The 13456-nt window shown below is 54.6% G+C and carries 14 protein-coding genes and 2 pseudogenes; 8 read left to right on the top strand and 8 right to left on the bottom strand.

Annotation, left to right across the window (positions count from 1 at the left end; all coding sequences use genetic code 11):
* Positions 1-26 precede the first annotated feature (26 nt).
* The gene (locus ACTJJN_RS03650) at positions 27-632 is read right to left on the bottom strand and encodes a TetR/AcrR family transcriptional regulator (protein ID WP_012051853.1); all 606 of its coding nucleotides are present in this window, start codon (positions 630-632) and stop codon (positions 27-29) included.
* Positions 633-788: 156 nt separating this feature from the next.
* Positions 789-1997 carry an MFS transporter gene (locus ACTJJN_RS03645; protein ID WP_440780959.1) on the bottom strand — a complete coding sequence of 403 codons (1209 nt, stop codon included), beginning with the start codon at positions 1995-1997 and terminating at the stop codon, positions 789-791.
* A 270-nt stretch (positions 1998-2267) separates the two neighbouring features.
* On the opposite strand from ACTJJN_RS03645, the pseudogene ACTJJN_RS03640 reads away from it, so the two are divergent.
* From ACTJJN_RS03640 to ACTJJN_RS03630, 3 genes and pseudogenes are all read left to right on the top strand, one after another.
* Positions 2268-2378: pseudogene (locus ACTJJN_RS03640) on the top strand (transposase domain-containing protein); the annotation flags it as partial.
* 431 nt (positions 2379-2809) lie between these two features.
* Complete coding sequence (locus tag ACTJJN_RS03635) at positions 2810-3604, top strand: OBAP family protein (protein WP_012051851.1); 795 nt, start codon at positions 2810-2812, stop codon at positions 3602-3604.
* Positions 3605-3955: 351 nt separating this feature from the next.
* Positions 3956-4282, top strand: coding sequence for a general stress protein (locus ACTJJN_RS03630; protein WP_012051850.1), 327 nt, complete (start codon positions 3956-3958; stop codon positions 4280-4282).
* 169 nt (positions 4283-4451) lie between these two features.
* On the opposite strand, the gene ACTJJN_RS03625 is transcribed toward ACTJJN_RS03630, so the two are convergent.
* Positions 4452-4724 carry a PepSY domain-containing protein gene (locus tag ACTJJN_RS03625; RefSeq protein ID WP_012051849.1) on the bottom strand — a complete coding sequence of 91 codons (273 nt, stop codon included), beginning with the start codon at positions 4722-4724 and terminating at the stop codon, positions 4452-4454.
* Positions 4725-5014: 290 nt separating this feature from the next.
* On the opposite strand from ACTJJN_RS03625, the gene ACTJJN_RS03620 reads away from it, so the two are divergent.
* Entirely contained in the window at positions 5015-6001 is a 987-nt protein-coding gene (locus tag ACTJJN_RS03620; protein WP_012051848.1) for a LysR family transcriptional regulator, read from the top strand.
* Between the two features lie 19 nt (positions 6002-6020).
* On the opposite strand, the gene ACTJJN_RS03615 is transcribed toward ACTJJN_RS03620, so the two are convergent.
* Positions 6021-6482, bottom strand: coding sequence for a RidA family protein (locus ACTJJN_RS03615; protein WP_324736898.1), 462 nt, complete (start codon positions 6480-6482; stop codon positions 6021-6023).
* 207 nt (positions 6483-6689) lie between these two features.
* On the opposite strand from ACTJJN_RS03615, the gene ACTJJN_RS03610 reads away from it, so the two are divergent.
* The 3 genes and pseudogenes from ACTJJN_RS03610 to ACTJJN_RS03600 form a co-directional block, all read left to right on the top strand.
* Positions 6690-7376 (top strand): hydrolase, encoded by a 687-nt coding sequence (locus ACTJJN_RS03610; protein WP_012051846.1) that lies wholly within the window; start codon positions 6690-6692, stop codon positions 7374-7376.
* 164 nt (positions 7377-7540) lie between these two features.
* On the top strand, positions 7541-7921 hold the full coding sequence (locus ACTJJN_RS03605) for a helix-turn-helix domain-containing protein (RefSeq protein WP_012051845.1): 381 nt from the start codon (positions 7541-7543) through the stop codon (positions 7919-7921).
* Between the two features lie 84 nt (positions 7922-8005).
* A pseudogene (locus tag ACTJJN_RS03600) lies at positions 8006-8176 on the top strand (IS5/IS1182 family transposase); the annotation flags it as partial.
* 219 nt (positions 8177-8395) lie between these two features.
* Here ACTJJN_RS03600 and ACTJJN_RS03595 read toward each other — a convergent pair.
* From ACTJJN_RS03595 to ACTJJN_RS03585, 3 genes are all read right to left on the bottom strand, one after another.
* Positions 8396-9145: a YkgJ family cysteine cluster protein gene (locus ACTJJN_RS03595; protein ID WP_221100710.1), complete on the bottom strand. Its 750-nt coding sequence runs from the start codon at positions 9143-9145 to the stop codon at positions 8396-8398.
* 76 nt (positions 9146-9221) lie between these two features.
* Positions 9222-9905, bottom strand: coding sequence for a glutathione S-transferase family protein (locus ACTJJN_RS03590; protein WP_012051843.1), 684 nt, complete (start codon positions 9903-9905; stop codon positions 9222-9224).
* A gap of 103 nt (positions 9906-10008) precedes the next feature.
* Positions 10009-10755, bottom strand: a complete 747-nt coding sequence (locus ACTJJN_RS03585; protein WP_012051842.1) for an SDR family oxidoreductase — start codon at positions 10753-10755, stop codon at positions 10009-10011.
* A 130-nt stretch (positions 10756-10885) separates the two neighbouring features.
* Between ACTJJN_RS03585 and ACTJJN_RS03580 the strand changes: the two genes are divergently transcribed.
* Positions 10886-11788 carry a LysR family transcriptional regulator gene (locus tag ACTJJN_RS03580; RefSeq protein WP_221100709.1) on the top strand — a complete coding sequence of 301 codons (903 nt, stop codon included), beginning with the start codon at positions 10886-10888 and terminating at the stop codon, positions 11786-11788.
* A gap of 126 nt (positions 11789-11914) precedes the next feature.
* On the opposite strand, the gene gpmI is transcribed toward ACTJJN_RS03580, so the two are convergent.
* Positions 11915-13450 carry a 2,3-bisphosphoglycerate-independent phosphoglycerate mutase gene (gpmI, locus tag ACTJJN_RS03575; protein WP_440780958.1) on the bottom strand — a complete coding sequence of 512 codons (1536 nt, stop codon included), beginning with the start codon at positions 13448-13450 and terminating at the stop codon, positions 11915-11917.
* Between the last annotated feature and the right edge of the window lie 6 nt (positions 13451-13456).

The following is a 13456-nucleotide window of genomic DNA, read 5'->3' as shown; positions in this document are numbered from 1 at the left end:
CAACAGGGCGGAACTGTCGCGCGCATTCACGCCTCCGTAGAGTCTGTTGGCCGCTTTAGCACCCCGAGCAACAGCAGGTCGAACGCCTTGACGGCCTGCGCCAAGCGAGCATTGCCGTCTTGGGCCTCCGCGATCCACACAGCCGCTTCAGCCAAGCTGCCGTAGATCAACGCAGCCAGCGCTTGAGCGTGCGCGTTGACGAAAACGCCCTGTAGTACCAGGTTGTCGATCAACTGGCGCAGCGACTCTATGCAATACCGCTGGGCCTCAGGCGAGCCGCCCCCCAACACCGCTCTGGCGTCGCGCAGCACGATGCGCTGGATCTCGGGCTCCAGCGCCATCTCCAGGTAGGCGTGGCAGCGTTGGCGGAAGCCGTCCAAAGCGTTATCGGCGGTCTCGGTAATAGCACGCAGGCGCTCGTCCATTTCAGCGTCGAGCTGCTCAACGACGGCTGCCAGCAACCCCTTCTTGTCGCCAAAGTGGTGGTACAACGCCCCCCGCGTCAATCCCGCCCGAGCGGTCAGATCATCCATCGAGGCGTGCGCAAACCCCTGCTCGCTGAACATCTGGCGGGCGGTGGCCAGTAACAGGGCTCGGGTTTCTTGCATTGCGGCGCGGGTGCGGCGAACCATCCAGCTATTCCTTGTGTTCTGGCGGCATGGGGTAGGCGTATACGAGTATTCATACCGCTTGCACGCATTGTCTTGGGCGCGAGGCGCACTGACAAGCCTGTCGTATCGTCGCGCGGTGACCGAGCCACCAAGCCTGGCGGCCAGCCCTGAAGCCGATCAAAGCGAATACGACGCCTGTCGGGCTCGGGCGCGCATGCGCTGGTAGCCCCAAAGCGCGACCAACAACACTGCGGCCCCGGCGGCCAAGGCCACGTTGAATCCGGCCTGGGCACCCCACATATCGACCACCTGCCCAGACGCTGCGGCACCGCCGGCAACTCCAACGTTGAGACCGGCGAGCAACCAGGTCATCCCTTCAGTCAGCTTGCTTTCGGGAACGATGCGCTCTACCAGCGACATCGCCACGATCATGGTCGGGGCGAAGAACAGGCCCGCAACCAGCACGGCAATGGCCAGCCCGATGATGTCTCCCACCACCAGCAGCGGCAAGGTTGTCGCCGCCGTCGCCAACCCACCCAGCAGTAGCAGCTTGTGTAGCGGGGTATCGAGTTTCAGGACACCGAACACCAGCCCCGCGACACAGGAGCCGATGGCATAACAGGACAGCACCACGCTGGCCGCAGCCGGCATGTCCATCTGCTCGGCGAATGCCACGCTGACGATGTCGACCGTACCGACGATCAAGCCCATAGCGACCATCAGCAAGGTCAGCAGGCGTACGTCGGCCAGCCTGAACACCGACATGCTGTCTTGCCCGGTGGCGGCATCGGCCTCTACTGGCGGCTCGGTGCCGACCTGCACCGCCAAGGCGAACACGCCGACGGCCAGGAACACGACAGCAGCCAATGTACCGGCCTGCGGAAGTACCGCCACGCTCAGCCCTACCGAAATCGGCGGGCCAGCAATGAAGGTGACTTCGTCAAGAACGGTTTCCAGCGAGTAGGCTGTCTTCAGTTGCGCCTTGCCGCGGTAAATCGCGGTCCAGCGCGCGCGCACCATCGCCGACATGCTGGGCATGAAGCCGGCGAGCGCGGCCCCGACGAATAGGGTCCAGTCCGCCAGCCGCCAATAGCTGCAAGCCAACAGCAGAAGGATGCCCAGCACACTGAGCCCGGCGGCGGCCGGCAATAAGCGGCCCTGGCCATGGCGGTCGACCAGGCGCGAGATCTGCGGCGACATCAGTGCATAGGTCAGCACGAAGGTGGCCGCCACCGCACCGGCCAGGCCATAACTGCCGGTGATCTGAGACAACATGGTGATGATCCCGATACCGGTCATCGGCAACGGCAGCCGGGCCAGCAGGCCGGCCAAGGCGAAGCCCTTGGCGCCTCTGGCCTGGAACAACTCGCGGTAGGTACTGAACACGCTCGACTCTCCTTATCGAAAGGCCCTTGTGCAGTCACGCTCAAGGTAAAATACATACAGCTCGTATGATTAAAACCTTATTATCATACGAATTGAATGTAAATACTCGACGGGGAACGTCCTTATTCAGCCGCCCTGCCCCGTGACGCCTTGCGTGTGGCGAACACTCGTTCGCCGTTGAGCGAGAGTTGAAGGTGTGAGCGATGAGGCCCGCAGGCCAGTTGCCACGAACGTCGCTGCAGTCAGCGCACAATTGTAGAGCTTGCTTGAACCACCAAAGCCAACGGCCAAGAACCCTATGCATGGCTTCGCCACGTACTGGAGGACTTGCCGCATGCCGCGAAGATTGAGGATTACGAATCGCTATTGCCGTGGAAGTGAAAGTCGGGGAAGCCACGGTAAACCAAGCCCTGACCTTGCGGCAGGAGGGGAACGTGCATCGGTTAAGAATCGCAAAAAGCCCTGAATAATCAGGGCTTTCCTCACGCCTTTGTCCCATTGGGCCGGCGCGCTGCGCTTGCCATTTGACCACAAGATTCAATGACGTGAACCGTCGCATATCTCTGTCGCAGATAACGCGCATAGGCTGGCCCTGCGTTGGAGAACCCTGCGATGACATTGTAGGGACTTTTCTTTCACCCCATTTTCACGACACCTAGGCAACACTCGTCCTATCCCCCGTGTGATAGAAGCTCCCATTAGCCCGCCTAGCAGCGGGCTTTCTTTTGCCTAGAATTCGGCCGTTTGTCTTCTGAGTTGTCCGTTCAACAGGCCCAGGCTGTCCCTTGAGGACACTAGCTAGAGCCACTCTCATGCCACAACTCATCAAATTCGTAGCCCTTCCCCTGGCCTGTAGTCTTCTTTGGGCTTGCTCTGTTCCTGAGACGAAGTCGCCTGTGGAGACGCCTGGCAGGCCCGAATCCGCAAAGACTCAGTTGCTGGAAGCCGGCGCCGCGACCTTGCAGGCGAAGCCGCCCATTGAGGCCATCAACGCCTATCTGGATGGCTTCCACTTTTACAACGGACATCCTGATGTGCAGATGGAAGCGCATCACTACTGCTCCATCCTGAATGAGGATGTCATCCAGTGCGTCATCTTCGACGGTAATACCAAGGAAGCGAAGATCATGGGTGTCGAGTACATCATCGACGAAAAGCTGTTTGCTGGTCTGCCGGCCAACGAGAAGGCGATGTGGCACAGCCACGGCTATGAAGTCTCGTCCGGTCAGTTGGTTGCACCAGGCATCCCCGCGACTGCTGAACATGCGCTGATGGAGCGGCTTGCCCATACCTACGGGAAGACATGGCACACGTGGCACACCGACCAGGATAAAGCTCTTCCTGTGGGCGTTCCGCAGTTGATGATGGGGTTCACAATGGATGGCCAGGCTGACCCGGCGATGGTCGAGCAGCGCAATCGCCGTCTGGGGGTGGATGCGGCAAAAACCAAAGCTCAGCGGGCTGACATTCAAATCCCTGCGGCTGATCCCAAGGCGGATGGTTGGCAACACGGCAACGTTATTCAGATCACCGATCCAACAGGTGCTCATCTGCATCGTCCCGCCACGTCGACATCTGAGAAAGCGAACAGCCGTTCCAGCCAATAGGGAAATGCGATGGGCAAGACCTTGTGACACCAATAAAGTTGAACAAAAAGGCCATCCTCACGTGCCGAAGGTGTGGCGCAATTGCCAATTATGGCGATCTGATGCAGGCAGAAGGCAGACGGCTCATCGCCGACATCCGGCAGCGTCTGGCACTCTTGGAAGTTATCTAGCCGCGCTCAGATAGCCACACCTACCTATACCATTGCAACGATCTTTATCACACGATACGTTGCGCTTTACCATCTTTCGCGCCCCCGGTCAGCTCGCACGAAAGTAAAGGAAGCATCCCGCACTCTCCCGGCATCCGAAGAAAACACAGACTCTCTGTGTGAACACACGAGGTGCGAGATCATGGCTAACGATCAAGACAAGGCTGGTCAGCAAGGCGGCACCGCTCAAAACAACCCTGGCAATTTTGCCAATGATCCACAACGGGCGTCTGAAGCCGGCCAGAAAGGTGGTCAAATGTCCGGCGGGAGACCTGAGAATCAGCAAACGGGGCATGGCAGCGGCAGTAACCTTCAGGAAGACGATCCTCAGCGTGCCGGTGGTGCAACCCAACGGGGTGGCCAAGGAGGCCATTCCACCGGCATTAAATCTGACCGGGAGGAAAGTATGGACGATGAGTCGCAAGCGATTCAGGACGAAGACAGCGGAATGACGGAAGACAATCGCTGAGCAAATAGCCAGGGAGAGGGATAACCCTGGCTTCCCCAATATCTTCGAAGCCACCATTCAAGAATGACGGAATGACCGGCTAACGAAACAGTACAGTTTTCCCAGTTGATAGGCGAAAAAAAGCCCGCGCACAAATCGCGGGCCGATCAGAGAGCAACAACCGCCCTGATTAGTTATCCAGCTCGTCCTTGATGATCTTGCCGTCGTGCGGATCGACCTGAAACTCGTACTGCTTGCCGTCAGCTTTCATACCTTCGCCCTCCCAATGACCATCATCGGCCTCGATCTTGGTGATCTGCGTGTAGCCGGCGCCTTTTAAGGTAGCTTCGGCCTGATCCTTGGTTACTTTCCAATCTGCTCCAGGCTGATCCGCCCATGCTGCAGTGCTTGCCATTGCGGCGACCATGGCGAAGCCTGTGAACAGTCGAGTCATCGCTTTCATCGTTAACATCCTTTTTCGTGACAGTTATCGTTCCGACCCTCACGCTGATCTCGCCGTTCAGTTTGAGTGCGGGTCGACACCGAAACTGAGGTCTCTTCATGGAGCTCCGGCAGACAAGCAGTCGGGTGAGGCTTCATAAATCGTTGGATCGAGTGACTCGAGCTATCCCCGCGTGATAGTGCTTGCCCGCCTAGCAGCCGGCATTCTTCTGCCCATTAACCAGGCACGCCTTCTAACCCCACCTTGGTTGGCCAAGCTCCTTCTCGTATCATCAGCCCTCCCCACCTGGAATGATTGTCGTGAAGCCGTCACCTGGAAGTGCCCAGTCCATCCCTGCGAATGCCAACGGCCCGAAGTGGGATGTCGGCGAAGCTGTCAGCCAACTTTCCTGGGACGACTTGCGGATCATTAAAACGCTAAGTGACTGTAGCAACCGCTCTGCCACGGCCAAGAAGCTCGGCATCAATGTGTCCACCGTCTCGCGCCGGGTCGCGCAAGTTGAGAAGACGCTTGGGGTCGCGCTTTTCGATCATCGCAAGGCGGGGTATCTGCTGACTGCCGAAGGCGTCGAGCTGCGTGCACTGGCCGAGCGCGTTGAGCTGGACATCGTCAGTGTCACCCGCAGGGTGTCCCGCGCCGGCCAAGGCCCCCTGGGAAAGCTGCGAATCACCACCAGCGACTCGCTGCTGTTGTACTTTCTCACGCCGATCATCGCGGACTTCAAAGCCCTCAATGAGGGGATTTCCATCGAGGTGTTGGTCGGCAACCAGACGTTGAGTTTGGCAAGGGACGAGTCGGATATTGCGGTACGCGCGACCAAAAAACCAACGGACACCCTCGTGGGCCGCAAGCTCGCCAACATCGCGTGGGCGGCATATGGCAGCGTCAAGCAGGCGGCGATTACCGATCCCTTCGCTGAGGGTCAGGCATGGGTATCCTACTCGGGAGGCCTGTGCGGTTTGAAGGCAACGAGCTACGTCGAATGTCGAGTGCCCTCGGAGCATATTGCTTACCGCACTGATTCCGTGGCGGCAGCAAGTGCCGCTATTGCGGCGGGCCTCGGTTTTGGTTTCCTCCCCTGCATGCTGGGCGACATCACCCCAGGTTTGGTTCGAGCCGGCCCAGTGGTGCAGGAGCTTCAGGATGAGTTATGGCTGCTCACCCACCAGGACATCAGAAAGTCCTGGCGGGTAAAAGCATTCATGACGTTCTGCGCGGCTGCCGTGGCGGACCTTAAACCTCTGGTCGAAGGTCAGCAGGCCATCCCTGCTTCCTAGTTGAAATCGGAGGCGCCGTTTATTTGGCTTGGGCGCCGATCACAGCACGACACACGATCTCGATCAGCTGGGGGCGCTGTGCAAGCCGCGATACACCGATGATATTACTGGCCGCCTGCGGTCGCTCGGTGCCATAGGCCGCCTTGCGCACCTTGCCGACTACGGCAAAGGCTGCCTCCATGTCCAACACATACAGCGTCTCCTCAACGACATCCTGCATCGTAGCGCCATACAAGGCCAACAGCTTGGCGATGTTGTTGTAGGAAACCCGCATCTGTTCGCCCATTGACGAGAAATCGCTCGGACGACCGTCAGCATCCAGTGGCGCCGGCGCTACCAGGTTGCCCTCTTCGTCATGGTTGAACTGCCCCGAGATGAAGATCTCGTTGCCAACTCGCCGCGCTTGCGGATAGCCGTAGCCCTCTTCCCATGAAACGCCCCAGTAGGCGGTGTCGTCGTTGAAAGGTCGTGAAGCAGCCATTGGATTCTCCTTGGCGAAAAATGGATCGACGTGATCCGACTGGCCGAGATCCTAGCACCGGATTGAACGTCATCCATGGTGCATTAATGCGCCCACAAGAGCGCAAATGTGCGCCACTATTTCGCTGAGTGTTTCGCTATCTTGTGCTGGCACTCGGCGACATCCCGCCGAAAAACTCTCGCCACCGTTCAGCAAAAGGGAAGAACAATGAGCAAGCCACACACTGAAGTCCTGACCCCGCTCAACAGCCAACTGATCTTCATCGATCAGCAACCGCAAATGGCTTTTGGCGTGCAGAGCATTGACCGGCAGACGCTGAAGAACAACACCGTGGGCCTGGCCAAAGCAGCCAAGATCTTTAATGTTCCCACCATCTTCACCACAGTCGAAACCGAGAGCTTCTCCGGGCATACCTACCCCGAGCTGCTCGCGGTCTTCCCTGACGCTCCGCTGCTCGAGCGCACGTCCATGAACTCCTGGGACGACCAAAAGGTACGTGACGCGCTGAAGAAGAATGGTCGAAACAAGATCATCGTTTCGGGCCTGTGGACTGAGGTCTGCAACACCACCTTCGCGCTGTCCGCCATGCACGATGCAGGCTATGAGATCTATATGGTTGCCGACGCTTCCGGGGGCACGACCAAGGAGGCTCACGACTACGCCATGCAGCGCATGATCCAGGCGGGCGTGGTACCAGTTACCTGGCAGCAGGTGCTACTGGAGTGGCAGCGCGACTGGAAAAACCGCAACACCTACGATGCGGTCATGGAACTGGTCAAAGAGCATTCGGGTGCCTACGGCATGGGCGTCGACTATGCCTACACCATGGTGCACAAAGCGCCAGAGCGCGTTCAACACGGCCCAACCCTGGCCCCCGTGCCCGCATCGGTCTGATGCCTGATCAGCCCCAAAGTTGGTTCCTGATCAACAAGCGGGGCTAGCTCGAGCTGATCCGGGCTACCAATCGTTACGGAGTGTTCTGAAGCGTCAGACGAGGCTTCAGCGAATCGTGCTGCCCGGATCAAGCCATCTACAGATTTTCAGGATGAATTGATCCCATGCACAGTACTAAAGGCATCGTTATAGCCACCGTCGCGATTCAGTCGACTGGGCGGCTCAAACCCTGGCAGGTCACAACGGCTAAGCAGATGATGTTGGATCATCTGGATACCGGCATATCGGTCACCGCGCTTGCTGCAGCATGCGGGCTGTCGCGCAGCCATTTTTCGCGAATGTTCAAGGAATCCACACAGATCTCTGCGCAGCAGTGGTTGCGGGAGCAGCGGCTCAGGAAGAGTAAGGACTTGCTGCAGGCGTCGACGATGATGCTCGCCGAGATCGCTCTGGAATGCGGCTTCTACGACCAGCCGCACTTCTGTCGGACGTTTATGAGATCCGTTGGGATGACGCCGCAGGCTTGGCAGCAACAGCCCATTTAGCAGAGTCAGGTGTGCTATCCCAGAAGCACCCGTTGGCGGCGGGTATTCTGGAAACCATCAACGCGTACCTGCGAGACAAAGGGTGCGAAAGTGGAGCACCCGTCCCGGGTGATCAAACGCCAGCTCGGCTATGTGAAGACTCGCTTTCGTGGCTTGGCCAAGAACATGGCGCAACTGACCACGCTATTTGCGCTGTCTAATCTGTGGATGGTGCGCCGGCAATTATTGCCTGCTGCGGGAGAGGTGCGTCCGTGAGGGCAAAAAATTAAGTTTGCGCCTTGGTTTTCCAATAATCAGCGGCTGAAAATCGGGCTTCTCGGCATCCCCAAGCCGTCCATTTCCGGCTGATGGGCAACTTGTTCTGAGTTCCCTCAAATTAGCATTCGAATGGCCAACGAATCCAAAATCATTAGCCCCTAGTTCTAGAACATGGAAATCATTCTGATATTACAATGACGTTGACGCCCCAAAGCACTAAAGCGGATGAAATATATAGTCACCTCCCTCTTGGCCATCCAATGCCACACCAGCCTGTTTAAGTCTCTGCCGCAGAACTGGAATGTCGACCCGGACTTTCCAATCCGTTCGAATTTGGCTAGCTCTCATGAGTGCGTCGTAAAAAACAAAAGCATCGAGTAGCTGTTCTCGATCAAGCAGGTACACAGTAAATGCATTGCCTTTCCACGCAGCAACATTTAGCCCTAAGATTTCACAGACAGCGATTTTAGCCCGAGCATCGTCTCTATCTGCTTTTCGAGAGCACTCAATCTGTTTCGCCAGAACGGGGTCAATGATACGGTCAGTAAATAATACTTCACCTTCATCCCATACCTCAGGCGGACAGATTTTGCTCGCAGGATTCAGTGGGATGAACGGATTTATTTCCGCAGGATAGATTCGACATACCAACGGACGCTCGTCATAGATGCCGCAAAGGTTGTTATCACCCAGGTTCTGACAGCCATTTAGGGCATTGCCCGCGAATACTGCAATGACATAGATTGAGGCATGACCACTGGTGACCTCCACGGCTCGGCCTTTGGCATGAGCAAACTCCTCCGGACTTGAACTCCAATGAAGCTCGTCAAATGCCTCAAGCAGAATTGCTACCTCATGCCCTCTGTTTAGCCACTGCCTCGTTTCATACAGCGTAAGTGGAATCAGCCGTCCTTTACAGCAGACCCCACATCCGTTGCAGGCAAATCGGAAAGAGTTGTTTTCCATAGAAGAACTCGAAAATGCTCTCGGCGCACCATTTGCAAAATTGACCTGACAAGGCAACGCCTTTCAAGAAAATGACTTAAACGGGGCAATCACTGACCACGTAAGTACTTTTATCAATCAAGAATTTTCTTAAATTTTCGGAATAGTCCGCTGATACAGCCTGACGCACGCTTGGTCGAGTCATTAGCGATTGCTTCCAGGCTTCAACTCGAGGGAGCCCATCCAGCACGACATTCTGGGCTGGGGAGTTAAGCACTTCAAAAAACCTGAAAATCGGTGCCATAACAACATCGACCATACTGAATTCAGCCCCTTCAAAGTACGGCCCAGCGACCAAGGCAGAATCAAGCTTCATTAGTTTTCCACGAAGTTCGAATGCCTTATGAACGAAACCCTCTTTATCGGGAGAGTTGATCATTCCCCAAGCATCCCCCATTGCGGCTGTGGAAAACTCCATCCATGCTCGATGTTTAGCTCGCTTCAAAGGCACAGTCGGGTGTAATGGTACCTGGCGATACTCGTCTTCAATAAATTCACATATCGGAAAGCTTTCAAATAAAACAGTTTGACTTTCCTCCTCCTCACCTACGATCAATAGCGGTACCTTGCCGGACGGCGAGATTGCGAGGAACCATTCTGGCTTGTTAGCCAAATCGATGGTTTCACGCTCGAAGGCAATATTTTTCTCGAGCAACGCAATGGCGACACGCTGGACAAACGGACACAATCCATGGCTCACGAGCTTGAGGTTATTGGGCATTTCTTAGGCCTATATTGAAAGGAGGGCGAGACAGCGAGTACATCTAGGCCTACTAAGCCCTACACTGCCCCGCCCACGCGCTGAAGTGATAAGTAAGGGACTTTTACAGTCGACGTCCGCCGTCCACGATGATTTCAGACCCAATCGTCCATTTGGACTCATCAGATGCTAGGTACACTACCGCTTTGGCGATCTCTTCTGGCGTGCCGAAACGACCTGCGGGAATGGAAGAAACGATTTCAGCGTTTACCTGCTCCCTGTACTCAACTGGAATACCGAGCTTGTCATAAAGTGGTGTATCCACAGGGCCAGGACTCACAGCATTCAGACGAACACCGCGATCAAGCAGCTCTGTTGAAAGTGTTTTCGACATATTCAGCAGCGCTGCTTTGGTCGCCGCGTAAACCGAAGAGTTGGCATCACCCACATGAACACTCACAGAAGTATTCAATACTACGGAAGCCGGATTTGCGAACACCGGCAGGAGTGCCTGGATCAGGAAGTAAGGCCCTTTGACATTGATGTCAAAAGACCGATCAAACATCTCTTCAGTCCACGCTTCCATAGGCATCCATACAGAAACACCAGCATTGAGGAAAGCGATATCAAGCTGTCCAAAATGATCACGGATGTCGAGAGCGAGTTTTTTCTGGGCTTCCACGTCAGCGGAGTCCGCCTGGAGCACAAGTACCTCGCTCCCTAGCTGATTCTTAGCTTTAGCGATTGAATCTGGGTTCACGCCTGTAACGACAACTCTGGCCCCCTCATTCAGAAAATGTTTAGCGGCTTCGAGACCAATTCCGCTGGTGCCACCGGTGATCAGTGCGCGTTTGCCTTGCAATCTTGCCATTGGAAATTCTCCTGGTGTGCGGGGCCTTCATGCCCCGGTTAGGTGTACTATGTACCTATGCCGAATAATTGATAAGATGGCGAAATTGAATAGCATTCATGCCCTCCAAGCATAAATCGGAGAATGGAACGTGGATCGTCTGCTACTGATGACATGCTTTGTACGCACTGTGGAAACGGGTAGCTTCTCGTCGGCAGGTCGAGATTTAGGCCTTGGCCAACCGAACGTAAGCCGCTATGTAGCCGCCTTGGAAGATCATCTGAAAACTCGATTGCTTCACAGGTCTACCAGGAAGCTGTCACTCACGTCTGAAGGAGAGCGGTACTACGCGGATGCACGCCGAATTCTCGATGCAGTAGCTGAATCGGAATCAGCACTGAAGAACGACGTTACGCCTTCTGGGTTGCTGAGGGTGGCCTGCCCTACTGCTCTGGCACATACCTTTATCGTTCCTGAAATACCCAGATTTCTAAGCCTTTATCCGGAAATGACCCTAGACCTGCAGATTAATGATCGCTTCGTAAACCTTGTAGATGAGGGTGCTGACCTAGCACTGCGGATCGGTCACTTCGATGACAAGACACTTAGAACTAAACAATTAGGTTCATTCAAGCGCGTATGCATCGCTAGTTCAGATTATTTGGCCAAGCGTGGCACCCCTTCGACGCCAGAAGATCTCGAAAATCATGACTGTATAATATATACATTGTTAAGCACCGGGGCCACATGGCGTTTTCGTAATGTGGACATACCTGTCACCGGAAAGCTCAGAGTAAACTCTCCAGAAGCTACCCGAGAGTTGGTCAATGCGGGTGTGGGGATAGCACAAGGGCCCGAATGGCTATACGAGGCGGGCTTGAGCAATGGAAATCTTAAACTGATACTTCAGGAGTTTTATCCGCCTCCCGTACCTATCCAGTTTGTTTACATTGCGGATCGGCTAATGCCTAAAAGAGCGCTGGTATTCATGGAGTTTATAGCTGAAGCATTCGCCAACAGCTCCGTGATTGACGAACGCCACGCCTCACCCTAGCTAATGTGTCTCCGAGCCTGCTACCTCTGACCGAACTCGCTACCGGCTGTTAGTCCTAAGTGGTGACTTGAGCTATAGGCTTGGGAGCTTTATACACCAAGCCTTAACAACTCGAACACAGACAACCTAAATATTATTGAACCTGGACTTCAATAACGAAACACCGGTCATCTCTTTGGGCTGCGGAAGATCTAGGATATCTAGAATGGTTGGAGCGATATCACACAGCCGCCCATTACTTAGGCCGAATTTCTTCCCACCGGAAATGTAGATAAGAGGTACGGCATTAAGAGTATGGGCAGTATGAACTTGTCCAGACTCCGGATCCCACATCTGCTCAACGTTGCCGTGATCTGCAGTTATCAGGCAATTGCCACCCGACACAAGCACTGCGTCTACAACACGCCGCAGGCATTGATCGACGGCCTCCACAGCTTTTACAGCAGCTTCAAAAACACCACTATGACCAACCATGTCCCCATTTGCATAATTACATACAATCAAGTCATGATTGGCGCTTAAGATTTCTGCGACTAAATTATCCGTCAATTCAAAGGCACTCATCTCGGGCTGAAGATCGTAGGACTCCACCAGCGGAGATTTAACAAGAATCCTTTTTTCCAATGAGAATGGCTCTTCCTGCCCCCCATTAAAGAAAAACGTAACGTGGGCATACTTTTCTGTTTCGGCAATTCTAAGTTGAGACCTTCCCAGCCGGGCCATGTACTCACCCAGACTATTCCTAATAGGCTCTGGCGGAAAAGCACACAATACATCAAACTCTTCTGCGTAGCGCGTCATAGTGAGCATCTGCTCTTTGCCTATGACAAAAGGTCTCTTGAACTCAGAAAAATTATAGTCAGTGAGCGCTTTACACATTTGACGAGATCGGTCAGGCCTAAAATTTAATAGTATGACTGCATCGTTTCCACTAATTATAACAGGGCTGCCAATCGATGTTGCCTGGACAAACTCATCGCTTTCGCCACGTGCATAGGCTTCTTGAAGAGCCTCCAGCGCAGTTTCATAGTGAAACTTGCTTTGCCCTTGAACAATTAACCTGTAGGCCGCCTCTACCCGACTCCAGCGGTTATCGCGATCCATCGCATAGTAACGCCCTACTAACGACGCGATCCTACCTCCGCCATTGTTGGCCAATTCAAGCTCAAGGGCAGAAATAGATTCTGAAGCGCTTTTGGGTGGGGTATCTCGCCCATCAAGGAACGCATGAACATAGCACTGTTCGATACCATTCGCCGCAACCAAACTGGCTGCTGCAACAAAATGTTCCAAGTGACTATGAACACCGCCAGGTGACAATAAGCCAAGCAGATGAATTGAACCACCTCGTTGCCTTGTACGTTTCAAAACCTCTAGAAAAGCATCGTTCTCATAGAATGAGCCATCTTCGATACTTTTGTTGATCCGCGAAAAATTTTGATAAACGATCCGGCCCGCTCCGAGGTTCATATGACCGACCTCGGAATTTCCCATTTGACCATCAGGAAGCCCTACAGCCATACCGGACGTCGCAATCTCACTGTAAGGGTAATTTTCGAAAAGGTAGTCCAGGGTCGGAGTGTTGGCAGCAGCTACTGCATTGGCTTCCTGCTGAGACCTCAGTCCAATTCCATCCAAAACAATTAGAGTGCAGGTTGTCATATGAGA

It is taken from the genome of Pseudomonas sp. 22515, assembly GCF_052044625.1.
Lineage (GTDB): Bacteria > Pseudomonadota > Gammaproteobacteria > Pseudomonadales > Pseudomonadaceae > Aquipseudomonas > Aquipseudomonas alloputida.
Note: the sequence above shows the minus strand (reverse complement) of the source record. Positions and strands in the feature narration are given on the sequence as shown.